Here is a 26,026-nt window from a genome sequence, read left to right on the forward strand (position 1 = left end):
ATCAACTTCTCCAGATGTCATCAATGGCGGAACGGAACCGACCGGCGGCAGCCAGCGGATCGGCGGCCTCGGCCAGTGCCCGGCCGACGATAAAGGCGGTGACGGCGATGTCTTTAAACAGCGGCAGATCGGCCGGGGTGATGCCGCCGGTGACCGACAGCTCGATGCCCAGATCCGACAGCGCTTTCATCAGATCCAGATCTTGCTGTCCCCAACTTTGCCCGCTGGCCTGTGCGTCGCGGCCACGGTGGTAGATCGCCTGGCGGATGCCGAGCCCGCGCCACTGTCTGGCGTCGTCCAGCGTCCAGCGGCCGAACAGCTCAATCTGAATATCCCCCTGATGCTGCTGCGCCACTTCTCGCGCACCAGCCATGGTGGCCAGCGGTGCGGCGCAGATCACCGTCATCCAGTCGGCACCGTGGCCGAAGGCCTGCTGCGCCAGAGTGCTGCCGGCGTCGGCTACTTTCAGGTCAGCTACCAGCGTATGCTGGGGGCAGCGTTCACGCAGTGCGCTCACGGCCTGGATACCGGCGCTGATGCATAAAATGGTTCCGGCCTCGATGATGTCGACGTGCGATTGCAGGTGTTCTGCCGTCTGCAGGGCTACCTCCAGCCGGGTATGGTCGAGCGCCAGTTGCAGGCGCGGTTTATTGCTCATAGAACCTCCTGGTGGCCGGATTGCAGCCCTTGCAACGCCGCAATCAGCGCCTGATAACGTTGATGTTTTTTACCGTAGTTTTCACCGGCGGCGGTGTCCGGCAGCACCCGTTCAATGTGTGGCGCCAGCGCCAACTGGGCGGCGGTGAAGTCACGGAATGCGCCGCTGCCGACCATGGCCGCCATCGCGGCGCCCAGACAGCCGGTTTCTTCCACCTGCGGCAGTTCCACCGGCAGGCCGCTGACGTCGGCGAACATCTGCATCCAGGGCGCCGATTTGGCCGGGCCGCCGGTGACGCGCAACGCTTTTGCCGCCGGGAAGCGTTGTCGCATGCGGTTTAGATGGGTCATATGGCAGAACACCACGCCTTCGTAGATCGCCTGCACCAGATGTTCACGCTGGTGGAATGCCTGCAGGCCGTGGAAGCTGGCGCTCAACCCCAGACCGGCGTTGGAGCCATACAGGAAAGGGGCAAACAGTAGGCTACTGCCGGCCTTGGGCAACGCAGCGACCCAGTCATTGAGTTGCGCGTAGTCGCTTATCCCCCATTGGCGGCAGAACCACTCCAGGTTGGCGGCTGAGGTCGGGCTGGCTTCGTGCACGATGTATTTCCCCGCCTCGGCGTGGCGGCCATAGACAAAAGGATGGTCGAAACCTTCGGTGATACTGTCGGTGATGCCGCTGGTGACCGACCAGGTGCCCATCACCGCATTTAGCCGCGTCTCATCCTGCAACCCGGCACACAGCGCGGTGGAGACCACGTCAAACAGGCCACCGACCACCGGCGTACCCGACAATAACCCGGTTGCCTCTGCTGCTGCTGCGTTCACCCGACCGGCGATCTCGGCGGAGCCAACGATCGGCGGCAGGACGGGCATGATGTCGCCGATGCCTAACAGCTGCGCCAACGCCGGGTCATAGCGCTCGTCGTTCATCTGGTAGAGGTTGGATTCGGAGATATTGGTTTCTTCACAGGCCAGTTCGCCAGTCAGGCAGTAGCGCAGATAATCGTGCGCCATCAGCACGCTGCCAATCCGGCGGTAGCGTTCCGGCTGGTGCTGCCTGACCCAGCGCAGTAACGAGACCGGGTGTCCGGTCCACAGGGTTTGTCGGGTCTGCGGGTATAACGTCTGTGGCACCCCCTGTTTTTGCCACTCTTGCACCTGCGCCAATGCGCGCTGGTCGGAAGACAGCATGGCGTTGCCCAGCGGCTGCCCTTGCGGGTCCAGCAGAAACGCGCCTTTACCCTGCGCCGAGATGCCGATGGCCTGAATACCAGCGGCTGCAATGTCGTAGCGGGCCAGCAATTCGCGGATCACCTCGGCGGCGGTATGCCACAGCGCGGGCATATCACGCTCCGCCCAGCCGGGTTGCGGCGCGATAATGTCCAGCGTACGGCGGGCTATACCCAGTTCAGTGCCATGCCGGTCATACAGACCGGCTTTGATAAAGGTGCCGCCGCAGTCCAGCCCCAGCCAATAGTCCATTATTCGGCCCCCGCTTTTTGGTCGCATTTGTTCGGCAGCATCAGCGCCAGTACCGAGGCGATGGCTAGCGACACTGCCAGGCTGTAAACGCCGACGTCTTTGCTGAACAGGGTGATCAACACGCCGACCATATAGGGGCCGCAGAAACCGCCGAGGTTGCCGAGCGCGTTGATCACGCCGCGCGCGCCGCCGGCCACCTCGGCGTTAAATAGCTTGGGTGGGATGGTCCAGAACACCCCGGCGGCGGCCTGGATAAAGACGCCGCAGCCCACCAGCGCCGCGTACGACCACCAGATGTGATCCTTCAACAGCACCGACAGCGCCATGCAGATGGCGAAACCGGCCAGCGGCAGCGCGACGAACACTTTGCGCTTGCCGGTGCGATCGGAGAGGGTGGAAATGATCAGCATGCCGAAGATGGCGCCGATATAGGGCAGGATAGCAAGCATCCCGACCTGCTCCATATTGCCGTTGGTCAACCCCTTGAGGATGGTCGGCAGCCACAGGGTATAACCGTAAATCCCGGTCTGGTAGAAGAAGTTCACCAGAATCAACTGCCACATGATTCTGTCGCCCAGCACCCGGCGTAGCGAGGCGTTGCGCACCGTTTTGCCTTTGATCAGCAACTGTTCGTCGTGCAGCGTTTTGATCAGATAATCTTTTTCCGCCTGCGAAATCCATTTGGCCTCTTGTGGGCGGTTGCTGATGGTGAGATACCACAGCACCATCACGACCAGCGACAATGCACCTTCTACCAGGAACAGCATGCGCCAGTCCCAGGCGGTGATGATCCAGCCGGAAAGCGGCGCGGTGAGGATGCCGGCGATCGGCACGAACATGATGACGATGGCGTTGGCGCGGCCGCGTTCCTTGTCCGGGAACCAGTTGCTGATCATGGTCAGCACCACCGGCAGCATGCCGCCTTCGGAAACGCCGAGGGCGAAGCGCAGGAACAGCAATTGATACTGGTTAGTGACCAGCCCGGTCAGCACGGAAATCACCGCCCAGGCCAACAGCGACCAGCCGATGAATTTCTTGCCGTTGCCATACACCGCCAGCTTGCCGCCCGGCACTTGCAGAAACAGATAACCGATAAAGAAGATGCCGCCGGCCAACCCGGCCATCGAGGCGGTGATGCCCAGTTCATCGTCCATGCCGCCGGGCATGGCGAAGGCGATGTTTACCCGATCCATATAGGAAATAATGCAGGTAATAAGAATAGGCGGCACTATTCTCAACCAGCGTAATTTGGGGATCGCCTGGCTTTGGGTGACAGAAACAGAGGCTGTATTCATATATACACCTGTAGAGTCAGATTCTATTGTTTTAGTGGTGTTAAGGCGTAGGGGAGCCCACACGGGCCCGCAGACCCGTGTTGTTCATGGTTATAAACTCAGCGTTGCTTATTGGGCGTTAAATAACGCCAGCGGTATTTTTACCACCACTTTGCGAATAGCACCGGGCCGTTGATTAATACAGGCCGGGCGGTGAACGTCCTGTGGAAAAAACACCGCGAAATTGCCGGGGCGCATGGTTAACCAGGATTCATTTGCTACCTCCTGATAAAAAATGATGTCGCGCTGCGCCAGTAATTCCTGGTGGATTGGGTTATCGCCACGATCTGCCGCTACGCCGATAAGTTCGGTGCCGCTGACCAGAAACTGCACGTCTACATTCTTACGGTGTACTTCGGGCCGTAGTTCGTCCGGCGATTGAGTGTGCAGATCCAACACCTGCACCACGTAACCCGTGGCGGGATCTTCATAACGCCCGGCGGGAAGGGCACTGAAATCGGTATTCTGCAAATAGGCGACGGCGTTGGCGACCGGCGCAGGGTACTGTTCGGGTGCCGTATGGGCGATATGGCCGAATATCATGGTGATCCTCCTGTTACAGCGCCTGAATGCGCGCCCAGACGCTCTCATCGACCGGAATGCCGTCGCGCAGGTTTTCCGCCTCGATGCGAGGGAATTTATGGCCCGGCAGGCGAATGGCAACTTCCGGGTTATCGCGTTCGGCGCTGGTGATGTAATCCATGATCCGTCGCAGTTTTTCGTCGCGGGTATTGCCGTCGGTCAGGCGCTCGAGCTCAATGGCGATAAACACCTGGGATATCCCGAACTCCTCGCGGTTGTCTTCGGTCACTTCCGCCACCGAAGATCCGCCGGACAACAGCGTGGCGATCATATCCAGCACGATCGACAGCGCAGATCCTTTCCAATAGCCCATCGGTAAAATTCGGCGGTTCTCTTCAATGATGGCCGGATCGCGCGTCAACTGGCCGTCGTTGTCGAAACCGCCGTCTACCGGCAGCGTTTTTCCGGCCAGCCGGTTCAACTCCAGTGCGCCGTAGGAGAACATCGACATCGACATATCCACCATGGTGATTGGGTTGCCCGGCACTGCGACGATCAACGGATTGGTGCCGATACGGCACTCTTTGGATCCCCAGGGCGGCATCACGGCGATCGAGTTGGTCCAGCAGATGCCGATATAGCCTTTCTCCGCCGCCTGCCAGCCGTAACCGCCGCCGCGCATCCAGTGGTTGGCGTTGCGCAGCGCCACCAGGCCGATACCGTGGCTGTCGGCCAGTTGCATGGCACGATCCATCATCCTGCGAGCGGTGAGATTGCCGATGCCCTGGCGTGCATCCCATTGCTCGATTGCGCCCAGAGACAGCAGTTTGCTGGGTTCAGCGTTCGGCACGATATCGCCGGCATCGAGCTGCTGAATAAAGCGCGGAAACCGATTAACGCCGTGGGAGTAAACGCCGCTGGCCGAGGTGTCGGCGAACATGCCTGCGCAGTCGTCGGCGGTGGCTTCTGCCACGCCCCGCGACAGCAGCACGCGTTTGAATTGCTGTTTCAGATCGGTGTAACTCACTCTCATGCCGGCTCTCCGTTACGGTGCTCTTGTTTGTTTTATGTTCTTTTAATTTCAATATGCGAAATTGCATTTCAAATAAATGCTATACCTGCGACTGAGGGAAGTCAAAGTAAGCACAGAGAAAGTTATTCATATAAAACAAGTAGTTAAATTAATATGGTGATTTTGTGATCGGCTGCACGTTTTGGGCTGTTGACGTGCTTCAGGCGTGACAAAGCAGAGCGGAACAGGCCCGCTCTGCGTTCACTTTCCCTGTGGTTATCCCTGGGTATTCAATACTCTGCGGTATAACGAGGTAGTGGCGGTAATGTACAACTCGTTGCCGTCCGGCCCGCCGAAGGTACAATTGGATACGCGTTCCGGCACGTCGATTTTACCCCGCGGTTTCCCCTGGCTGTCGAAGATCAGCACACCATCGGCGCAACTGCAAAACAGATTGCCGGCCCTGTCGACGCAGAAACCATCCGGAAAGCCCGGGGCTACGGCGGCGAAACGCCGGCCGCAGCTCAACTCGCGCCCATCGACCTGATACATCCGCAATTCGCTGCGGCCAAGGAGCGGGAAATCGACGATCGACATATCCGCCACGTACAGCTGCGATTCATCCGGTGAAAAGGCCAGGCCGTTCGGCCGTTGTAGGTCGCAGGCGGCAATGTTCAACGAGCCGTCGCGCGGATCGAAGCAGTAGAGGTAGCAGCCGATCACCTGGCTTTCCGACTTGTAACCTTCTTCGTCGCCGGTAATGCCGTAGGGAGGATCGGTAAACCAAATCGTGCCGTCGGAGCGCACCGCCACGTCATTGGGCGAGTTGAAACGTTTGCCGTCGACGCGTTCGATCAGCATTTGCACTTCACCGCTGCTTTCAGTGCGGCTGATGCAGCGACGTCCGTGCTCGCAGCTGATCACTCGTCCTTCGGCGTCGCGGGCGTTGCCGTTGGCGTAGTGCGAAGGGGAGCGCCAGAGGCTAAGCTCCCCCTGCCGCGACCAGCGGAACATGCGATTGCCTTTCACATCGCTGAACACCACCGCATCCTGTTGCGGCAGCCACACCGGCCCTTCGGCCCAGATAGCCGGTGAACACAGGCACTCAAGCTGATGGTCCGCCATTAGTCCATTCATACCGACCTCCGCTTACTTCACGCCCCAAATGGCTTTGTAGTGGCCCTGATAATCATTTTGCGGGTCATACAGGTTGTTGCTGCCACCGTCTGCGGCGATGTTGTCGCGCGTCACCAGGTGCGCCGGGGTGACATAGCCGGAAGGCGGTTGCTTGGCGAAGGCGCGGTTGAACTCATCCAGCAGTTGCCAGCCGTGTAGTTTCAGCGGTTCGGGCACGGTGGCTGACTGGCTGTCGCCGGAACGGATACGCTGGTAGGCGGAAATGGAGCCGTCGCCGGCGGAGATGTTATAAGGCGCGTTCTTGCCGCCTTTGCCGGCGGTTTTCAGCGCCGGGGCCATGAAATCAAAGTACAAGTCGTTGATCGCCAGCGCGTACTGGAATTTATCGCCGTATTTCTGCAGCAGGCTGAAGGTCATGGCCGGCATACGATTGGACGTATCCGACAGCGGGGTGTCGATAAATTCCACCACTTTGCAGCCACTGCACTTGCCGATTTCTTCTTTCATCACATTGGCTTTATCCAGTGCGATTTGATACAGCGAATCGGTAAAGATCAACACGCTGGCCTTGCCGCCGGATTGTACCACCGCGTACTGGGCGGCGATGCGCGCCACTTCGTTGGAGTCTGAGGTGACGTTATAGAACACATTGTATTTGGCGATCGGTCCCGGTTCCGGCACCGCGTGCCAGGCGGCCAGCACTATGCCTTGCTGAATGGCCTTTTTCAGCGGGATCTTGGCTACGTTCGGGTTCCAGCCGCCGATCACGATGCCGTCCGGTTTCTGTGCGATAGCCTGGTTGAGCGAAGCAAGCTGGTCTTTAACCGAACCGCCGCCGTCCAACGTTTCCAGCTTCCAGCCGGCGGCTTTCGCCGCTTCGCTCAGCCCTTCTTGCACGCCCTGCACACCGCCGTTTTTCATGTCCGAAGCGATAAAGATGATTTTCTTGTTGGCCTGCAACTGCGGGCCGCTGGTCGGGCCGTCCCACTGGGTGACGCTGGCGGTGGCCCTGGCGACCGCCGCCGTGGCCTGATCGAGATAGGCGTCGGCCCAGGCGGGTGAGGTGGCGCCGGCCAGCAGCAGGGTAGTCGGTAAGATCCAAAGACGTTTCATTGGGTGAGCTCCTGGTTAAGGATTGATCGCTTTTTGGTTGTTTTTATCCGCCGTAACGGTCGGGCTGCGTTGTACTGCTTTTTGATTGAGTAACCGGCGGCGCTGGGCGTAGCCCGCCAGGGTGATCGACAGTAGTAGCGTCGCGCCGTTGAACAGCGGTTCGACCCAGAATTCGCCGCCGAACTGCTGAATGCCGGCGATGCCGATAGCCAGAATGGCGATACCGACCACGGTACCCCAGACGTTAACCCGGCCGGGGCGAATGGTGGTGCTGCCGAGGAAGGCGCCGACCAGCGCCGGAAGCAGGTAGTCCATGCCGACGCTGGCCTGGCCGACGCCCTGCTCGGCGGCGATCAGCACGCCGCTGAAGCCGGTCAACACGCTGGAGGCGATAAAGGCACCGATAGTAAAGCGAGTGACCGAGATGCCGTTCAACCGCGCCGCCGCCGGATTGCCGCCCACCGCGTACATGCAGCGACCCAGCGGAGTGTGTTCGGTGATCAACCACAACACCACGGCGACGATCAACACGTAGAACGCGACGATCGGGATCCCGCCGATCTCGGTGTGGTGCAGGGCGGTAAAGGCGTCCGGCAGATCGCCGACGATCTGGCGCCCGCCTGAGTGCCATAGAGCTATCGCATACAGCACGGTGCCGGAACCCAGGGTGGCAACGAAGCTGTCTATATCCGCCAGTGCCACCAGAATGCCGTTCAGCAGGCCGTACAGCGCGGAGACGGCCAACACAGTCAGCACCGCCATCTGCCACGAGAAGCCGTATTCCACCTGCAGGGTGATGGCCAGGATATGCCACAGTACGATGCCGAAGCCGACGTTGAGGTCAATTTTGCCGACGATCATCGGAATGGTTGCCGCCAGTGCCAGAAGGGCGATCTTGGATTTGCTGGAGAGGATCGCTTGCACCGTCAACATCGAGGCGAATGACGGCGCGATCAGTGAAAACAGGACAACCAATGCAATGCACAGCAGCAGCAGGCCATAGCGGGTGAGAACCTGCATCAGCCACGGACCGATGCCGTCCTGCGAAAGGCTGACTCTTTGCTCAAGTGCCGTTGATTTAACAGATGTTTTAGACATTGCCCACCTCAGATTCTAACGTTGTTGCGAGGGTTTCCCCGGCGCTGGCGGAGGCCAGTTCCAATAAATTGGCGAATGACACCTGTTGGTTTTTCAGCTCGCCGACTACTTTTCCCCGGTTAAACACCAGAGCGCGGTTGCAGATATGGGCGATCTCCTCAAAATCGTTGGAGACAACCAATACCGCCACGCCTTCTGCCAGGGATTTATTTAATAGATGATAGATTTCCGCCCGTGCGCCGACGTCCACGCCGGCGGTGGGATCTTCCAGGATCAACAGCGGTGCGCCCAGGTGCATCCAACGCGCCATCACCACCTTCTGCTGGTTGCCGCCGGACAGGGCGCTGATGTCGATATTGACGTCCTTGGGCCGGACATCGAACAGTTGAACCTTCCACCAACTGGCGCCGATCTCCGCACGGCGGCTATAGCGTGAAAGCAACTTGTGGCCGCTGGCCGTCGGATTGATAAACAGGTTCTCGCGCACGCTCATCGACATCACCAGGCTTTCGCCGGTGCGATCGCCTGCCACCATCGAGACACCGCAGGCCATTGCCTGTTGCGGATTGCCGGCCGTATAGGGTTGGTCACGAAAACGGATCTCGCCGTCGTCCGCCTGGCGCAGACCGAACAACAGCCGGCCTATCTCCTCTTGCCCGGCACCGCGCAGGCCGGCCAGCGCCAGCATTTCACCGGGTTGCAGGCTGAAACTGACCGGGCCGATATCGCCAACCGCCACGTTATTTAGTTGCAACACCGGCCGCCGGTGTTCCGGCAACGGCTCGCGCTGATCGTCGGCCATGGCTTCGCCAACGATCATTTGCACCAGATCGCGCAGTTTGTAGTCTGCGGTATTACCACCGTCCACATAGCGCCCGTCGCGCATTACACACACCCGATCGGCAATCTCGATCACTTCATCCAGCCGGTGGGTGACATAAATCATGCCGACTTTTTTGGCGCGCAGCCGGTTGATTACGGCGAACAGATGGCGCACGTCGTTGGCGGGCAGCGAGGCGGTCGGTTCATCCAGCACCAGCAATTCGGCATTGACCGCTACCGCTCGGGCGATCGCCAGCAATGATTTTTCGGTGCGCGACAGTTCGAACACTCTGGCGTCGGGATCCAGCGCAATACCTACATCCTGCAACGCCTGAACGGCACGGTGGCGGATGGCGCGCCAGTTGATCAAGCCAAAGCGGCGTGGGAAGCCCATTACCAACGCCATATTTTCCGCTACCGTCATCCATTCGATCAGCCCGAGATCCTGATGAATAAAGGCAATAGGTTGGCGGTTGTCACTTTTTATCGCCGCAGCGGAGGCTATGCTGGCACCCTGAAACCTAATGTCGCCGCCGTCGCGTGGGTAAACTCCCGCCAGCACCTTGATCAGCGTCGATTTGCCTGCGCCGTTCTCGCCGAGCAGGGCCAGCACTTCGCCCGGCATCACTTGCAGGCTGACGTCATTGACCGCCACGTTACCGCCAAAACGCTTGACGATATGACTGAGGGTGAGAATGGGTTGTTCCGCATTGTCTGGTGTCATGTGATGCGCCCCTGGTGTTCGGCATGCGCGATCGGCGCAATGCAAATTTGGTGAACTTGTGGTTGTTATATCGCCTTTAAATTTCACTATGCGAAATTCAATTTCAAAAATAATATGCCGATCGCTGATCTAAAGCAAAGCCGGCGACGTTTTAATTGTTGTTTTAAAACAATGTGTTATTTTTGTCTTTGCGGAATTGTGACGAACAACTCACTTCACGGGTTAGCGGGTTGTTGCGCATTTTTAAGCTGCTGCTGACAATGAAACGGCGTTCCGTCTTCACCTGATGCGGGCCTTGGGGTAACATTCCCGGCAAAGGGCCCGTTTGCCACGCCGTGGCGTTGGCCGGCGGCTCGACATTGGAGAAATTGCGCTATGAGCCTGAAAGCTGTCGACGATAAAGATGACAAGAAAGACAAACCCTTGGGCAGCCAAAGCCTGTTCCGCGGTTTGCAACTGATCGAGATCCTGAGTAACTTCCCTAATGGCTGCCCGCTGGCGCACCTGTCCGAGTTGGCAGGCATGAATAAAAGCACCGTCCATCGCCTGCTGCAGGGATTGCATACCAGCGGCTATGTGACCCAGGCGCCGTCGCCTGGCAGCTATCGCCTGACCACCAAATTTATTTCCATCGGCCAGAAGGCGCTTTCTTCGCTGAATATCATCCACGTTGCCGCTCCGCACCTGGAACAGCTGAATCTGGAAGTGGGGGAGACGGTGAATTTCTCCAGCCGGGAAGATGACCACGTCATTCTGATCTACAAGCTGGAGCCGACCACCGGGATGATGCGCACCCGCGCCTACATCGGCCAGCATATGCCGCTGTACTGCTCGGCGATGGGCAAGATTTTTATGGCCTATGGCAACAGCGATTATCCTGACCACTACTGGCAAACCCATCAGCATGAGATCCAGACGTTGACGCGTAATACCATTACCGAGTTGCCGAAGATGTATGAGGAACTGGCCGATATCCGTCAGCGCGGCATGGCGATGGATCGTGAAGAGAATGAGCTGGGCGTTTCCTGCGTGGCGGCACCGGTATTTGATATTCAGCAACGGGTTCCCTATGCGGTGTCGGTGTCGCTGCCGACCGCCAAACTGCAGCAGATTGGCGTCAAGACTTTGATTAAGCCGGTGTTGGCGACCGCACAGCGCATTTCTCAGGAACTGGGGTTTGTGATCCCGGCCTGAGTATTAGTATCCCTGATGGTTGATTAGAAATATCAATTTCATCTAATAATCCCTTCCTCGTATGATGCGCGTGTTGACTGACACGCGCCCCCCGAACGGCGCTTTTTTCTCTGTGAGGAACACTATGCTAGCTGTCTTTATACAGGGCTTCGCCCTGGGCGCCGCGATGATCCTGCCGCTCGGCCCGCAAAACGTTTTTGTGATGAATCAGGGGATCCGCCGTCAGTATCATCTGATGATCGCGTCGTTGTGCGCATTGAGCGATATCGTACTGATCTGTGGCGGCGTTTTCGGCGGCAGCGCCTTGCTGAGCCGTTCGCCGCTGCTGCTGGCGATTGTCACCTGGGGTGGCGTGGCGTTCCTGTTGTGGTACGGCTGGGGCGCATTTCGCACCGCTTTCACCCGGCAGTTGGCCCTGGCGACGGCGGAGGAGCTGAAACAGAGCCGCTGGCGCCTGGTAGTCACCATGCTGGCGGTGACCTGGCTGAACCCGCATGTCTACCTGGATACCTTTGTGGTTCTGGGCAGCCTGGGCGGCCAACTGACGCCAGATGTGCGCTCCTGGTTTGCGATGGGTGCGGTGAGCGCCTCTATCGTCTGGTTCTTCGGGTTGGCGTTGTTGGCTTCCTGGCTGGCGCCGTGGCTGAAAACCCAACTGGCGCAACGCATTATCAATACGCTGGTGGGGCTGGTGATGTGGGGCATCGCAGGGCAACTGGCCTGGCAGGGGGCAAATTTATAAGAATTTGTCACTAATCCGAATTTAAAAGCCCGCGCGATATGCTACGTTTTATGCCAAGGAACCGGCTGTCAGGCCGGTAATCAGTTACAGCCTGTCATCAAGGAGACACTGTGAAGCTTAAAGCATTGGCTATGGCCGCAATGGTTGGATTAGGGACGTTACCTCTGGCGCTGCAGGCGGCGGAGTTGCCGGAAGGGCCGCATGTGGTCACTTCGGGCACCTCGAGCGTGGACGCTACCCCAGATATCGCCACGCTGGCGATCGAAGTCAGCGTTTCTTCCAAAGACGCCGGGCAGGCGAAGAAGCAGGTCGATGAGCGCGTGGCGCAATATTTCGATTTCCTGCAGAAAAACAATATCGAGAAGAAAGACATCAGCGCCGCCAACCTGCGCACCCAGCCGGAATATGATTACCTGAAAACCGGCGAGTCGGTATTGAAAGGCTACCGTGCGGTACGTCAGGTGCAGGTGACTTTGCGCCAACTGGATAAACTGAACGAGCTGCTGGACGGCGCATTGAAATCCGGCCTGAACGAGATCCGTGCCGTTGAACTCGGTGTGGCGAAGCCGGATGTTTACCGTGAGCAGGCGCGCCAGAAAGCCATTGAGAACGCCACCCAGCAGGCCGCTTCATTGGCGAAAGGCTTTAACGCCAAGCTGGGGCCGGTCTTCAGCATCCGTTACCATGTGGCCAACTACCAACCGATGCCGGTAGCGCGCATGTATAAATCGGCGGGTGCGGCGGCGGAAACCGATGCGGCGCAAACCTACGAACAGCAAAGCATTCACTTTGACGATCAGGTGGATGTGGTGTTCGAGTTGCAGCGCAACGCCGCTCAGTAATATCCCCGTCATACTTGAAGCTGCATCTGTGTTGGCTGCACGCAGTCACCCCAGTCACTTACTTGAGTAAGCTCCTGGGGACTCCTGCCCTGGCCGCGTTACTCGGCAATGCCTCGCCCCGTTGGGGCCAGCGCAAGCGCTGTTCAACAAAGCCTCGGCTTTGTTGTGATGCAACTCCAATTATTTAGGGTATAACACGGGTTTTTCAGGCTACTGACAAAGCCGATTATTGGGGAGAGCGTGCCGAAGGGGGAGTAACGGCCTCGGCCCGTAGGGGGGCGCATGGACATGACCCATAATGGCCCTTCGATGCGCCAGGTCGGGTTATCTCGGACCTAAAGACAACTTTGTCAACAACCTCAAAGGTTCGCTACGGCGAACCTTTTCCATTTAATCCTGACGCAAAACCTGGCGGCCATGCTCCAGCAGGGCGTCGGTCACTTTGCGCATCATGCGGCTCTCCGGCGCGAAGCGGTGCCAGAACAGCATGCGGCGCTGGAACAGGCCCGGCGTCAGATCGATCAGCTCGCCCGACTCCAGCTCTTTCTCGATTTGCAGGTGCGGGATCATACAGCAGGTGGTGCCCTGGCGTGCCAGTTGCACGAAGGCTTCCGACGAGTTCACGATGTGGCAGGGCACGCTGCCCGGCGAAAGGTCAAAGTTCTGTTGCAGGAAAGCCTGGTGCATATCGTCGAGATGATCGAACGCCACCGCAGGCGCTTTCAGCAGCGCAGAGCGTGTGACGCCATTCGGGAAATAGCGCTCGGCGAAGCCTTTCGAGGCGACGAACAGATAATCCAGCGCGCCCAGTTGGTCCACCAGACAGCTTGGCAGCGGTTGCGGCTGGATACTCACCGCACCCACCACTTCACCACGGCGCAGCCTTTCCTGGGTGCGTGTTTCGTCTTCCACCTGCAGGTTCAGGCGGATAGGGGAATCGGTCAGTACCGGTTTCAGTGCCGGCAGCAGCCAGGTCGCCAGACTGTCGGCGTTGACCGCCAGCGACAGCAGCAGCGGCGTATCGGCGCCGGCGTCGTTACCCAACCACTCCTCTTCCAACAGTTCCACCTGGTGCAACAGCGCCAGCAATTTCTGGCCCTGCTCGGTCGGGCGCGGCGGCACGGTGCGCACCAGCAGCGGTTGGCCGAACAGGTTTTCCAACTGTTTAATGCGCTGGGATACCGCCGATTGGGTGATGCAAAGTTTCTGTGCGGCGCGCTCGAAGCCGCGCTCACGGATCACCGCGTCCAGCGCTTGCAGCGTTCGATAGTCTGGGCGTTTCATCGGAAAGATATCCCTTAAATTAGATTGATACTGGCACTATGCCACATTTCTGGTGTTTTACAGGTGGAAAAATCACGGTGCTATCTTGCTGCGGCGCGCCTAAAAATGCGGCTTAGGGTGAAGAAGTGTGATCCTGCCGGAGTGAAAAATAGCGATTTACCCTATAATACGCACACGTTTTCGTACAGAGACAATGGACATATCATGACGCAGGATGAACTGAAAAAAGCGGTTGGCTGGGCCGCGCTGGATTACGTTACCCCAGGCACCATCGTTGGGGTAGGCACCGGCTCTACCGCCGCCCACTTTATTGACGCGCTCGGCTCTATCAAGCACCAGATCGAAGGCGCAGTGTCCAGCTCCGACGCCTCTACCGCCAAGCTGAAAAGTCTGGGCATTCACGTGTTCGACAGCAACGAAGTGGATTCGCTGGATATTTACGTCGACGGCGCGGATGAGATCAACCGCCAGATGCAGATGATCAAAGGCGGCGGCGCAGCGCTGACGCGTGAAAAAATCATTGCCGCCATCGCACGCAAGTTTATCTGCATCGTCGACTCTACCAAGCAGGTAGAAGTGCTGGGCAAGTTCCCGTTGCCGGTGGAGGTAATCCCTATGGCGCGTTCTTACGTGGCGCGTGAGCTGGTGAAGCTGGGCGGCCTGCCGGAATACCGCCAGAACGTGCTGACGGACAACGGCAACGTGATCCTGGATGTGCATAACCTGAGCATCGTCGACGCCATTGCGCTGGAAAACAAAATCAATGGCATCGCCGGGGTGGTGACCGTAGGTCTGTTCGCCAACCGTGGCGCGGATGTGGCGCTGGTCGGTACGCCTGACGGCGTGAAGGTGGTTGAATAAATCCGCGGTCTGCGGAGGCGCGTGTAGTGCGTCTTCATCTTGGATGCGGTCTTGGATCCCACCGGACCGCATAATTCACTGGCTAAAATATCTTTTATTAAAAGCGCCAAATTTGGTGACATATGTCACATTGTGAGCCTTAGCTCCACAAAGCTTCTGTCTATTTCTTTCCCTTTGGCATTTTCTGCCAGAAACCACCAGCAACGCTGAGCCTTGTACTGACGGGCAGGCAATCGTTTGTATTGCCGCCCGCGTTATTTTTGTTATGTTGGATAGGTGCTGTTTTATAACAGCCGCTTCTGAAGTCTGAATATAGGGTCGGGTAAATGGCAAAAGTATCATTGGAGAAAGACAGGATTAAATTCCTGTTGGTGGAAGGGGTTCATCAGAGCACGGTAGATAATCTGCTTGCCGCCGGGTATACCAACATTGAATATCATAAAGGTGCGTTAGACACCGAAGCGCTTAAGGCATCCATCCGCGATGCTCACTTCGTCGGCATTCGATCGCGTACGCATCTGTCCGAAGAAGTTTTCGCTGCCGCAGAAAAACTGGTGGCGGTGGGTTGTTTCTGTATCGGCACTAACCAGGTTGATCTGAAAGCGGCGACCAAACGCGGCATTCCGGTGTTTAACGCGCCTTTCTCCAATACCCGATCCGTGGCCGAAATGGTTCTGGGCGAGCTGTTGCTGATGCTGCGCGGCATTCCGTCCGCCAACGCCAAGGCGCACCGTGGCGAGTGGCAGAAACTGGCCGTCGGCTCGTTCGAAGCGCGCGGCAAGAAGCTGGGGATTATCGGCTACGGCCATATCGGCACCCAGTTGGGTATCCTGGCCGAAGGCCTGGGCATGAAAGTGTTTTTCTACGATATCGAGAACAAGCTGCCGTTGGGTAATGCCCAGCAGGTTCGGCATCTGTCCGATTTGCTCAATATGAGCGACGTGGTGACGCTGCACGTACCGGAAACCCTGTCGACCAAGAACATGATGGGCGCAGAACAGCTGGCGCTGATGAAGCCGGGTTCGATTCTGATCAACGCCTCTCGCGGCACCGTGGTGGATATCCCTGCGCTGTGCAACGTGCTGGCCAGCAAACATTTGGCCGGTGCGGCGATCGACGTCTTCCCGGAAGAGCCTGCGACCAACAGCGAGCCGTTCAACTCACCGCTGTGCGAGTTCGACAACGTGATCCTGACTCCGCACATCGGCGGCTCCACTCAGGAAGCGCAGGAGAACATCGGTGACGAAGTGGCGGGCAAGCTGGCGAAATACTCCGACAACGGTTCGACCCTGTCGGCGGTTAACTTCCCGGAAGTGTCGCTGCCGGCGCATGGCCCTAATGCCAGCCGCCTGTTGCATATTCACGAGAATCGCCCTGGCATACTGACGCAGATTAACCAGATCTTCGCTGAAGAAGGGGTGAACATCGCCGCGCAGTACCTGCAAACCGGTCCGGAAATCGGCTACGTGGTTATCGATATCGAAGCGGAAACCGAACGTGCCGATGCCGCACTGCAGCGCATGAAGGCAATTGCCGGCACCATTCGTGCCCGTTTGCTGTTCTGAGTGTTCGTGCGTTAACGAAAAGGCCGGATTTATCCGGCCTTTTGCTATTCCGGTATTTGCCATGCCCAATTTTGCGACGGGGTGACAATCTCCGGTAATGGGATATCCCAATGCTCAGTTGGGATCTTGTCCACCTGCTGACAGTCATGCGCCAACCCTATAGGGTAGGGGCCGGCCCGTTGCCAGTTCTGCAGAGTGCGATCGTAGAAGCCGCCGCCCATCCCCAAACGCTGGCCTGCGCTGTCAAAAGCGACCAATGGCGTCAGCACCACATCGAGTTCACCGACGGGTAATACGTTGCGCACGTCGAGCTGTGGCTCAAGAATATTGAAGCGGTTGCTCACCAATAGCGTATCCGGGGCATAGCGCAGGAACAGCAGATTGCCGGCGCTGAACGGGTGCAGAACCGGCAGGTAAACCCGCAAGCCTTGCCGCCATAGCCGTTCGATCAGCGGAGCGGTATCCAATTCGCCGTCAAACGACAGGAAGACCGCAACGCTTTGCGCCGCCAGAATACGCGGGTGTGCAGCGAGACGCTCAGCCACCTGCAAGGCAAAATCATGTTGTTGTTCTGGTGTTAAGGCGCGACGGCACTGACGAATTTGGTTGCGGATATTTTGCCGCTGTTGGGCATATTGGGATTGAAAAGACATAGTCAGCACACATACCGCTGAGGAAGGGGAATCTCCGAGATGCCGTCGCAGGCTGTAACCCTTGAACCCATGGTTCAAGGTGAACGTGCTGTCGCAATCTTAAGGCTTCTCGGCGGGCCGAGCATGCACACCGATCGCGGATCATCACATTCTGTTGGTACTAAATATCGGCTCAGGGGACTGGCCCGCTGGCGAACATCTCAGAGAAATTTTTTACTCATTGCCGAAACCTTGGATTTCAGCAATTTAAGTTATTCGAATTGTGCATCCTGACGTTCAGAGATGCGACCCTGTTCAAGCAAAGCCTGTTCAATGGTCTGTTGCAGCATACGAATGCGTTGTTCCATATTGGACGCATAATCACGGGTTTTCAACCGTTCTTGAGCAAGTTCGTGACATACGTTCAATGCCGCGATAAAAACCAGTTGCTCAGTATTTGAGACTCTAGTGCGAACTTTAAGATCTTGCAACCGTTGGTTAAGATCGTCCGCCGCCATGTTCAACGCATCTTGTTGTTCTGGCGGGCAATTGACTCTTAACGAGCGGCCAAAAATTTGAATATCTACCGGTTGTGCAGACATGCCACCTTCCTGCCTAAATTTCGCGCCAGCCCCAGTTACCCTTACCGGGCCACCAAAGCGGGCGCCACTATATATACCTCGGTACCAAGATACAACCCCTTTTTCAGTACCTGGTTGTAATCTACCGCGACAGACATTACCAGTCAAAAAAGGGTTTCAAAATGCGTATTTAGCGTCATTTTGCTCCCTGCCGGCACTGTGTGATTTCTGGCGCATCACGATTATAACTAGCCACTGAGGTGTCGCGCTTATCTGGTACAGCGATGGACCTTGGTGGTAGCATAACACGAACTTATCCTGCCAACGATGACGAATGCGCATGTCTATACAGAATACATTTCCAAGTTACCAATCTTTGACCGTTGCTCTCAACCAGCAAGCGGTGGCGTTGACCGCAGCAGAAATGCACGGCCTGATCAGTGGCCTGTTGTGCGGTGGCAGCCGCGACGCCGGCTGGCAAACGCTGGTCTACGATCTGACGAACGAAGGCGTGGCCTTTCCGCAGGCATTGAACCTGCCGCTCCAGCAACTTTATGAAATTACGCGTGAAACGCTGGAAGACGACGACTTCATGTTTCAACTGATGATGCCGGAAGGCGAAACGGTAACCGTCTTCGAACGCGCCGACGCGCTGGCCGGGTGGGTGAACCATTTCCTGCTCGGGCTGGGGATGATGCAGCCGAAACTGGCGCAGGTGAAAGACGAAGTGGGTGAGGCGATCGACGATCTGCGCAATATCGCCCAACTGGGTTACGACGAAGATGAAGACCAGGAAGAGCTGGAACACTCTCTGGAGGAAGTGGTGGAGTATGTGCGGGTGGCGGCTATTTTGTGCCACACCGAATTTACCCGCCGCAAGCCGACGGCGCCGGAGAATGCCAAACCGACCTTGCACTAAACCCCGATACCACGCCCGTAGAGGCCGTGAGCACAGGCAGATTGATTTCAGGAGAAGGTGATGACTCAGCAGGAATTCAACAACCGCCGTCAGGCGCTGTTGGCGAAAATGGCTCCGGCCAGCGCGGCAATTATTTTCTCTGCGCCGGAAGCGACGCGCAGTGCAGATACTGAATATCCCTACCGTCAGAACAGCGATTTCTGGTATTTGACCGGTTTCAACGAGCCGGAAGCGGTGTTGATTCTGGTGAAGAGCAACGAAACGCATAACCACAGCGTGTTGTTCAACCGGGTGCGCGATCTGACGGCGGAAATCTGGTTTGGTCGCCGCCTGGGCCAGGATGCCGCACCGGCGAAGCTGGGGGTGGATCGCGCGCTGCCGTTCGATGAAATCAACGACCAATTGCACCTGCTGCTCAATGGCCTGGATGTGGTTTATCACGCGCAGGGCGAATACGCCTATGCCGATCAGCTCCTGTTCTCGGCGCTGGACAAACTGCGCAAAGGCTTCCGTCAGAACCTGCAAGCGCCGGCGACGCTCATCGACTGGCGCCCTTGGGTGCACGAGATGCGCCTGTTCAAATCCGCTGAAGAGCTGGCAGTGATGCGTCGCGCCGGTGAGATCAGCGCGCTGGCTCATACCCGCGCGATGGAAAAATGTCGCCCCGGGATGTTCGAGTATCAGCTTGAGGCGGAAATCCTGCATGAGTTTACCCGCCTTGGCGCCCGCTATCCGTCTTACAATACCATCGTCGGTGGCGGCGAAAACGCCTGCATCCTGCACTACACAGAAAACGAAAGCGAGTTGCGCGATGGCGATCTGGTGCTGATCGACGCCGGTTGCGAGTATAGAGGCTATGCCGGCGACATCACCCGCACCTTCCCGGTGAACGGTAAATTCAGCAAACCGCAACGTGCCCTGTACGACATCGTGCTGGCGTCGTTGATGCGGGCTCTGGAACTGTTAAAACCGGGTGCCAGCATCCGTGAGGCGAACGACGAGGTCGTGCGTATCATGATTACCGGGCTGGTGGAACTGGGCATCCTGAAAGGCGAAGTGGATCAACTGATTGCAGAACAGGCGCACCGTCAGTTCTACATGCACGGGCTGGGCCACTGGCTGGGGCTGGACGTGCACGACGTCGGCAATTACGTCACGCCGGCTCGCGATCGCGAACTGGAACCGGGCATGGTGTTGACCGTCGAACCGGGCCTGTACATTGCACCGGACGCCGACGTGCCGGAACAATATCGCGGTATCGGCATTCGCATTGAAGACGACATTGTGATCACCGCCGGCGGCAATGAAAACCTGACCGCCGGGGTGGTGAAAGACGCTGATGCCATTGAAGCGCTGATGGCGGCGGCAAGGTAAACGAATGAGCGTAATTATCGTTGGCGGCGGAATGGCTGGGGCGACGTTGGCGTTGGCCATCTCGTCGCTTACCCAGGGAAGGATGGCGGTTGATCTGATCGAAGCTACACGGCCGGACGATCGCAGCCATCCGGGGTTTGACGCCCGCGCCATTGCCTTGGCGCAGGGCACCTGCCAGCAACTGACGCGTATCGGCGTCTGGCCGGTGCTACGCGATTGTGCGACGGCCATTACTCATGTGCACGTCAGCGATCGCGGCCACGCCGGCTTTGTTAACCTGTATGCGCAAGATTATCAGGTCGACGCGCTCGGGCAGGTTATTGAGCTGCATGACGCCGGCCAACGGCTGTTTGCGTTGCTGACCAAAGCACCGGGCGTCACGCTGCACTGCCCGGCCCGGGTGGTCGACGTGCTGCGTACTGCGGATCGCGCCGAAGTGCTGTTGGATAACGGACGGCGCATCAACGGGCAACTATTGGTGGCGGCGGACGGTTCGCGTTCGGCGTTGGCACAGGCCTGCAATGTGCAGTGGCAACAAAGTGAATATCCGCAGTTTGCCACCATCGCCAACGTCACCACCTCAGAAGATCCGCAGGGGCGCGCCTTCGAACGTTTCACCCGCTATGGGCCATTGGCGCTGTTGCCGATGTCTCAGGGCCGCAGTTCGCTGGTGTGGTGCCATGCGCGTGAGGATCGCGCCGAGGTCGATGGCTGGGACGACGCTCGCTTTATCCGTGAGCTGCAACAGGCGTTTGGCTGGCGGTTGGGCCGGATCGTCAAGGCCGGCAAACGGCACAGCTATCCGCTCAGTCTGCTGACCGCCAGCCAGCATGTCAGCCATCGGCTGGCGCTGGTGGGCAATGCCGCGCAGACGCTGCATCCGATAGCCGGTCAGGGGTTCAATCTGGGGCTGCGCGATGTGATGTCACTGGCGGAAACGCTGGCAGAGGCGGAGCAGGTGGGCGAAGATCTCGGCGGCTATGCGCTGCTGAGCCGCTATCAGCAGCGGCGGCAGAAAGATCAGCAGGCGACGGTCGGCGTGACCGACGGTCTGATCCGGTTGTTCGCCAACCGTTATGGTCCTTTAGTGGTCGGCCGTAATTTGGGCCTGATGGCGATGGAACAGCTGCCGGCGGTGCGCGATGCCTTTGCCAAACGCACGTTGGGCTGGGTGGATCGCTAGGCTGGGACATAAGCAGGGGCGCAGCTTGCTGCGCCCGGAACGCCGCGCAATCGCTGCGCAGCGAGTCATTTAAGGAAATTAAGCAGCATGCAATCATTTGACGTGGTTATCGCCGGCGGCGGTATGGTGGGGTTGGCACTGGCCTGTGGCCTGCAAGGCAGCGGTCTGCGCGTGGCGGTGCTTGAGCACCGGCAACCGGAGATGGCGCCGCTGCAGGAACAACCGGCACTGCGCGTATCCGCCATCAATGCCGCCAGCGAGCGCCTGCTGCAGCATATTGGCGTGTGGGACGAAATCCTCGCCCTGCGTGCCAGCGCCTATAACGCGATGGAAGTGTGGGATCGCGACAGCTTCGGCAAAATCGCCTTTCGCGGCGATGAATGCGGCTTCAGTCACCTCGGCCACATCATTGAAAACTCGGTGATCCAACAGGCGCTGTGGAAGCGTGCGGAAAGCCTGAGCGATGTCACGCTGATTACCCCGGCGGCGCTAAAACAGGTGGCCTGGGGCGAGAACGATGCCTTTATCACGCTGGAGGACGGCCGCATGCTGACCGCCCGGCTGGTGGTGGGCGCCGACGGCGCGCATTCCTGGCTGCGTCAGCACGCCGATATCCCGCTGACCTTTTGGGATTATCGCCATCATGCGCTGGTGGCCACCATCCGCACCGAAGAACCGCATCTGGCGACGGCGCGGCAGGTATTTTATGGCGATGGCATTCTGGCGTTTCTGCCGTTCAGCGATCCGCATCTGTGCTCGATCGTTTGGTCGGTCGCGCCGGAAGAAGCGGAGCGCCTGAAGCAGCTGGAGCCGGAGCAGTTTAACCGCGAGCTGGCGATGACGTTCGATCTGCGCCTCGGGGCCTGTCGGCTCGAAAGCGAACGCCAGACCTTCCCCTTGACCGGGCGTTACGCGCGCAGCTTTGCCGCGCACCGTTTGGCATTAGTGGGGGATGCGGCGCATACCGTGCATCCGCTGGCCGGTCAGGGGGTGAACCTGGGCTTTATGGACGCCGCCGAGTTGATCGCCGAGCTGCGCCGCCTGCAACGCCAGGGCAAGGACATTGGCCAACACTTGTATCTGCGCCGTTATGAGCGCCGTCGCAAACAGGGCGCGGCCGTGATGCTGGCGAGTATGCAAGGGTTCCGTGAGCTGTTTGACGGCAATCACCCTGCGAAGAAATTGCTGCGCGACGTCGGTCTGCGTCTGGCCGACAGCCTGCCGGGCGTGAAGCCGAAACTGGTGCGCCAGGCGATGGGCCTGAACGATTTGCCGGAATGGCTGGCTTAAGGCTGGAAACCCAGGATAAAGCCTTCGCCTGTACCTTTCGCAGGGGCGCTGCATACTGCGCCCACCATGAAACAAAACCGCACTTTGTCATCATCAAGGCTCCTTTCGGAGCCTTGTCATCATAGAATGAACCAAGGGGCGTTACTCTGCGGCGATCTGTCGCCGTTGCAGGGCTTGCGTCATGCCGTAAAGCGCATAGCACAACAGCTCCAGTATAATCAGCGCGGAAAAAATCGACAGCGACAGCATAACGCCATAGTTGGGTATTTCGACGGCGTAAAATACGGCTAAAGGGGTCATCATCGCCACCAGAATGCTGGCATTGATGATCCTCAGCCGATTGTCGTTCATCAGGTTGGCGCGAATATAACCCCGTAAAATCCATAGCATCGATACACCGACGATGGCGATGAAAAACTCCGCATTCATGTAAATCGTTCTGCTCCCGGCCGGCAACAGGTCGAATCGATCAAGAATAAGGCACAACGCGACGAACAAGATGGGGGCCGCCAGACACAGCAACGCCAGGAAGCCGAACTGCTGTTTTTTCTGCGGCCGATGCCCCAATATTTTTAAGAGGATGCTCTCTATATCCAACACCGCACCGATGGAAATGCAGATCAGGCCAAAGGTTAACGGCCAGTATTGCAGCACTTCGCTCCCGCCGATAACCCGGCTCAGACAGATGACGACAATGATGTTGCTCATGAGCGATGAGGCGGTCATCAGAAAGGCCGAAAAGTAAGGCGCGATGATTTGCCGATAGTGCCTGCTGCCTCCTTCGTGTAGCCGAATACCCTGACGCAGAACCAACAGCAACAGCAAAATGGCCTCCGTATAGGCACCGGCCACCAGCGCGAGGATCGCCGCCATATCCACAGGGACCTGAAATCGGGTCAGTGCATAACAACCGAGCACCGAAACCAGCACGCGAACGAATGAGGCGCGGCTCATCAGGGCGGTTTTCCCCTCCAGGATGCAACATCCCTGCAGATAACGTCGGACGCCTACCGCCAGCAGAGAAAGAGAAAACACATGGGTAATAAAGGCGATATGCGGGCTGATATGTTGCCTAAAACCCCAAACGCCCAGATTGAATATCAAAAAGACTGCGGCGGCGAGCAGTGCGGAAAACATCAGCGTCTCCGCACTCTTTTTCATTTTTATGACCACCGCGCACAGAGGGAAAACAAACGCATTGGCAAACATGAAAGTACTCAGGGCAATGGCGTAATCGCCGGATGCCTTGAGACTGTAGGCCGAAAGAATAAGCGAGATAATGGGGAGTTCCAGATTCAGCAGACTGATGCTGATCGCACTGGGAAACCATAATCGCAACATGCCGGCGGTATTCATTTATTCTCCCCGATATCTGCCGCCACGGCATCGTGATAAGGCAGGTAGTCATTAACCAGCCATTGGAAGTCCGCCGTTAAAGACGCCAGCGAATCATTCCACAGCAGGATCCCGCCAATACGGTCGCGTACGCTCTGCGGTTGGGTCAGCAGCGTGCCTTGCGGAACCTCCCATGCCGTTTTATATGCGCTGCCGACGCTGATGTTTTTTTCTATATCGGCACGCGCGCCTTCCCGATGCGGATACCACACCCAGGCGGCGTAACCGACAGGCCGCTCGCTCGTCTGCTCCAGCAAACCCATTTGCGCCAGAAAATGCTGCTCTTCGATATTGCGGCCAGAGCACAGGGCATGCATTTGCGGGATCCAGCCGCCGGGCGCGCGGGCGGCGATTTCCAGAAACACGATACGGTCGTCTTTGGTCAGGAAGGCTTCCAGATGAGTCGCGCCGTCAGGCACGTAACCCAGCGCATCGAATACGCGGGAGTTATAAGCTTCAAAGCGTGAATACAGCGGATTTTCCTTATCCAGCGGTAAGCTGCCCACGGGTTTGCCGTCAATAAACTCGGCGTTGGGGTGGCTGTATTGGCAGATATAAATATCGGCGATCTTTCCTTGATAAACCAGGCTGTCGATATGGAACAGCGTTCCTTCAATAAATTGGTCCAACTCATAGTTTTCAACGTCTTTATTGGCTTCACACCATTGCCGCAGCGCCGGGCGGTCATGAATTTTGGCGATTCGTTCGCTGCCGGCCGAATCAATTTGTTTGGCGAATATCGGGTAAGACAAGGCATGTTCAACCTGCTGAAGATAACGTTCAGGAGAGGTCTGATAGGACTGCGGAGAAAAAGGCGCTACCCGAGGGATCTCTATATCGCCGGCAGCCATGACAGCCTTCATGCGCAGCTTGTTGATAAAGGGTTCCGTTTGCGCGAACGTTGCGCCCTGAATACCGAATATTTCCCGCAGGTGTGCTGCGTGCCCCAGAAAATACTCGTCGTTGGTGATAATTCTCACCTCCGCCATATTGGTGATATTGCGACGGATAAAGAGATCGCGACAGGCTTGCTCCAGCTCTTTTGTCGTGAAGGGATCGCAGATTTGAATATCGTCGAAACAAGGTTTTTGATCCGCGGGCAAATTGCCCCAGCCCTGTTTTCCCGTTAGCAGACAGACTGCGTATTTTTCCCTGTCGATCAGCTTATTCCAGTCAGCCCGGAAGGTGACAATGTTCTGTAATATGATAAATGTTTTCATGCGACAGCCTCTTTCCCTGTTGTTTTAGTTGGTAATGGGCGACCAGTCGGCCGTTCTGACCGTTTTGCCGTAAAAATCCGTGACGGTAGCGGTATCCGTTTGCCAGTGTTCGCTCGGCACCACCACTTTGCCGGAAGCGCTGGGGATATCGATAACGTGCTGAGGGAAGGCGAGGCCGGACAGTTCATTGCGCAACTGCGTCATGATCGCCATCTCATCTTCGAGGCGCATGACAAAACGCCGGGTAGAGGTGACTTCCTGACCGTGATAAATGTAATAAGGGCGAACGCCCAACTCGAATAAACGCAAAAATAGGGTTTTCAGCGTCTCCTTGTCGTCATTGATTGTTTTCAGGAAGACGGTTTGCGTCAGCAACACATAGCCCATCTTTTTGAAAGCCCGGATCATCTCGATGACTTCAGGTTGCAGCTCATCCGGATGGTCGATGTGCAGACTCAAATACACCGTCGGTTTAGCCTGCGCCAGCTCTTCCATCAATTCCATACGCACCTTACCCGGGTTTTGCAGCGGATAGCGGGTATGGATCCTGACCACTTTTACATGGTCGATCGCTTTCAGTCGATTAAACAGATATTGCAGACCTTTGGGGTTGGTCAGCGGATCGCCACCGCTGGCGATGACTTCGTAGATGCTTTTATCGTTGGCGATATAGTCAACGATATCATCGATCTGAGACATTTTTAACCGACCTTCCACATCCAGGCCGACCCCCACGCGATCCTGCCGTTCACAATACCGACAGTTGGCGGCGCAGGTATAAGAGAGCAAGACCAGTAATTGGCCATCATATTTTTTTACCGTACCAAAAACGGGCGTGGATGTTTTCTCGTTCAGCAGGTCAACGTCAAGATTGGCCGGCAATGTTTCATATTCAGGATTGAATTCATACATATCCTTTATTGCCTGGCTGGTTTTGCTGAGTTCTTTTAAATAAGGTGTCAATTTTTCTGAAAAACGCGTTTCTTCTTCAACCTGTTTAACGACAATATTTTGCTCGGCAGACATTGTTATTCTCC

General features: G+C 57.4%; 24 protein-coding genes and 1 other RNA gene. 9 read left to right on the forward strand and 16 right to left on the reverse strand.

Annotation, left to right across the window (positions count from 1 at the left end; all coding sequences use genetic code 11):
• Window position 1 precedes the first annotated feature (1 nt).
• The 9 genes from ulaD to D4100_RS21265 form a co-directional block, all read right to left on the reverse strand.
• Complete coding sequence (ulaD, locus tag D4100_RS21225; RefSeq protein WP_006319516.1) at window positions 2-658, reverse strand: 3-keto-L-gulonate-6-phosphate decarboxylase UlaD; 657 nt, start codon at window positions 656-658, stop codon at window positions 2-4.
• Window positions 655-2,145, reverse strand: coding sequence for an FGGY-family carbohydrate kinase (locus D4100_RS21230; protein ID WP_119805196.1), 1,491 nt, complete (start codon window positions 2,143-2,145; stop codon window positions 655-657). The genes ulaD and D4100_RS21230 overlap by 4 nt, the downstream gene beginning before the upstream one ends.
• On the reverse strand, window positions 2,145-3,440 hold the full coding sequence (locus D4100_RS21235; protein ID WP_119805197.1) for an MFS transporter: 1,296 nt from the start codon (window positions 3,438-3,440) through the stop codon (window positions 2,145-2,147). Before D4100_RS21235 ends, D4100_RS21230 begins: the two co-directional genes overlap by 1 nt.
• A 108-nt stretch (window positions 3,441-3,548) precedes the next feature.
• Entirely contained in the window at window positions 3,549-4,022 is a 474-nt protein-coding gene (locus D4100_RS21240) for a NanQ anomerase/TabA/YiaL family protein (RefSeq protein ID WP_006319497.1), read from the reverse strand.
• A 13-nt stretch (window positions 4,023-4,035) separates the two neighbouring features.
• Entirely contained in the window at window positions 4,036-5,034 is a 999-nt protein-coding gene (yiaK, locus tag D4100_RS21245) for a 3-dehydro-L-gulonate 2-dehydrogenase (RefSeq protein ID WP_006319496.1), read from the reverse strand.
• A gap of 255 nt (window positions 5,035-5,289) precedes the next feature.
• Complete coding sequence (locus tag D4100_RS21250) at window positions 5,290-6,150, reverse strand: SMP-30/gluconolactonase/LRE family protein (RefSeq protein WP_119805198.1); 861 nt, start codon at window positions 6,148-6,150, stop codon at window positions 5,290-5,292.
• Window positions 6,151-6,162: 12 nt separating this feature from the next.
• Window positions 6,163-7,263, reverse strand: a complete 1,101-nt coding sequence (locus D4100_RS21255; protein WP_006319494.1) for an ABC transporter substrate-binding protein — start codon at window positions 7,261-7,263, stop codon at window positions 6,163-6,165.
• A gap of 15 nt (window positions 7,264-7,278) precedes the next feature.
• Entirely contained in the window at window positions 7,279-8,361 is a 1,083-nt protein-coding gene (locus tag D4100_RS21260) for an ABC transporter permease (protein WP_119805199.1), read from the reverse strand.
• Entirely contained in the window at window positions 8,354-9,907 is a 1,554-nt protein-coding gene (locus D4100_RS21265) for a sugar ABC transporter ATP-binding protein (RefSeq protein WP_006319492.1), read from the reverse strand. The genes D4100_RS21260 and D4100_RS21265 overlap by 8 nt, the downstream gene beginning before the upstream one ends.
• A 375-nt stretch (window positions 9,908-10,282) precedes the next feature.
• Between D4100_RS21265 and D4100_RS21270 the strand changes: the two genes are divergently transcribed.
• The 3 genes from D4100_RS21270 to D4100_RS21280 all read left to right on the forward strand — a co-directional run bounded on the left by D4100_RS21270 (window position 10,283) and on the right by D4100_RS21280 (window position 12,685).
• Entirely contained in the window at window positions 10,283-11,101 is an 819-nt protein-coding gene (locus D4100_RS21270; protein ID WP_006319491.1) for an IclR family transcriptional regulator, read from the forward strand.
• Between the two features lie 124 nt (window positions 11,102-11,225).
• Entirely contained in the window at window positions 11,226-11,843 is a 618-nt protein-coding gene (gene argO, locus D4100_RS21275) for an arginine exporter ArgO (RefSeq protein WP_006319490.1), read from the forward strand.
• A 110-nt stretch (window positions 11,844-11,953) separates the two neighbouring features.
• Window positions 11,954-12,685 (forward strand): oxidative stress defense protein, encoded by a 732-nt coding sequence (locus tag D4100_RS21280; protein WP_006319489.1) that lies wholly within the window; start codon window positions 11,954-11,956, stop codon window positions 12,683-12,685.
• A gap of 390 nt (window positions 12,686-13,075) precedes the next feature.
• On the opposite strand, the gene D4100_RS21290 is transcribed toward D4100_RS21280, so the two are convergent.
• A complete protein-coding gene (locus tag D4100_RS21290; protein ID WP_006319488.1) occupies window positions 13,076-13,969 on the reverse strand; it encodes a LysR family transcriptional regulator ArgP in 894 nt (297 codons plus the stop codon).
• Window positions 13,970-14,173: 204 nt separating this feature from the next.
• Here D4100_RS21290 and rpiA point away from each other — a divergent pair, with 204 nt between their 5' ends.
• Both rpiA and serA read left to right on the forward strand, forming a co-directional pair.
• Window positions 14,174-14,830 carry a ribose-5-phosphate isomerase RpiA gene (gene rpiA / locus D4100_RS21295; RefSeq protein WP_006319487.1) on the forward strand — a complete coding sequence of 219 codons (657 nt, stop codon included), beginning with the start codon at window positions 14,174-14,176 and terminating at the stop codon, window positions 14,828-14,830.
• Between the two features lie 326 nt (window positions 14,831-15,156).
• On the forward strand, window positions 15,157-16,395 hold the full coding sequence (gene serA, locus D4100_RS21300; RefSeq protein WP_119805200.1) for a phosphoglycerate dehydrogenase: 1,239 nt from the start codon (window positions 15,157-15,159) through the stop codon (window positions 16,393-16,395).
• 44 nt (window positions 16,396-16,439) lie between these two features.
• Here the strand turns inward: serA and D4100_RS21305 are convergent, their stop codons facing one another.
• The 3 genes from D4100_RS21305 to zapA all read right to left on the reverse strand — a co-directional run bounded on the left by D4100_RS21305 (window position 16,440) and on the right by zapA (window position 17,629).
• Entirely contained in the window at window positions 16,440-17,048 is a 609-nt protein-coding gene (locus tag D4100_RS21305) for a 5-formyltetrahydrofolate cyclo-ligase (RefSeq protein WP_119805201.1), read from the reverse strand.
• Window positions 17,049-17,075: 27 nt separating this feature from the next.
• A non-coding RNA gene (ssrS, locus tag D4100_RS21310) (6S RNA) lies at window positions 17,076-17,258 on the reverse strand.
• Between the two features lie 41 nt (window positions 17,259-17,299).
• The gene (zapA, locus tag D4100_RS21315) at window positions 17,300-17,629 is read right to left on the reverse strand and encodes a cell division protein ZapA (protein WP_004931621.1); all 330 of its coding nucleotides are present in this window, start codon (window positions 17,627-17,629) and stop codon (window positions 17,300-17,302) included.
• A gap of 319 nt (window positions 17,630-17,948) precedes the next feature.
• Here zapA and D4100_RS21320 point away from each other — a divergent pair, with 319 nt between their 5' ends.
• The 4 genes from D4100_RS21320 to ubiI all read left to right on the forward strand — a co-directional run bounded on the left by D4100_RS21320 (window position 17,949) and on the right by ubiI (window position 22,374).
• Entirely contained in the window at window positions 17,949-18,527 is a 579-nt protein-coding gene (locus D4100_RS21320) for a YecA/YgfB family protein (RefSeq protein ID WP_006319479.1), read from the forward strand.
• Window positions 18,528-18,587: 60 nt separating this feature from the next.
• Entirely contained in the window at window positions 18,588-19,901 is a 1,314-nt protein-coding gene (gene pepP / locus D4100_RS21325) for a Xaa-Pro aminopeptidase (RefSeq protein WP_119805202.1), read from the forward strand.
• Window positions 19,902-19,905: 4 nt separating this feature from the next.
• A complete protein-coding gene (gene ubiH, locus D4100_RS21330) occupies window positions 19,906-21,084 on the forward strand; it encodes a 2-octaprenyl-6-methoxyphenyl hydroxylase (RefSeq protein ID WP_119805203.1) in 1,179 nt (392 codons plus the stop codon).
• An 87-nt stretch (window positions 21,085-21,171) separates the two neighbouring features.
• Window positions 21,172-22,374, forward strand: coding sequence for an FAD-dependent 2-octaprenylphenol hydroxylase (ubiI, locus tag D4100_RS21335; RefSeq protein ID WP_006319475.1), 1,203 nt, complete (start codon window positions 21,172-21,174; stop codon window positions 22,372-22,374).
• Window positions 22,375-22,515: 141 nt separating this feature from the next.
• On the opposite strand, the gene D4100_RS21340 is transcribed toward ubiI, so the two are convergent.
• From D4100_RS21340 to D4100_RS21350, 3 genes are read right to left on the reverse strand one after another with little or no spacing between them, the layout of a single operon-like run.
• A complete protein-coding gene (locus tag D4100_RS21340; RefSeq protein WP_006319473.1) occupies window positions 22,516-23,730 on the reverse strand; it encodes a hypothetical protein in 1,215 nt (404 codons plus the stop codon).
• Window positions 23,727-24,989, reverse strand: coding sequence for an ATP-grasp domain-containing protein (locus D4100_RS21345; RefSeq protein ID WP_119805204.1), 1,263 nt, complete (start codon window positions 24,987-24,989; stop codon window positions 23,727-23,729). Before D4100_RS21345 ends, D4100_RS21340 begins: the two co-directional genes overlap by 4 nt.
• Before the next feature lie 24 nt (window positions 24,990-25,013).
• Complete coding sequence (locus D4100_RS21350; RefSeq protein WP_119805205.1) at window positions 25,014-26,015, reverse strand: radical SAM protein; 1,002 nt, start codon at window positions 26,013-26,015, stop codon at window positions 25,014-25,016.
• Window positions 26,016-26,026: the final 11 nt, after the last annotated feature.

The organism is Serratia inhibens (genome assembly GCF_003591175.1).
Taxonomy (GTDB): Bacteria; Pseudomonadota; Gammaproteobacteria; order Enterobacterales; family Enterobacteriaceae; genus Serratia; species Serratia inhibens.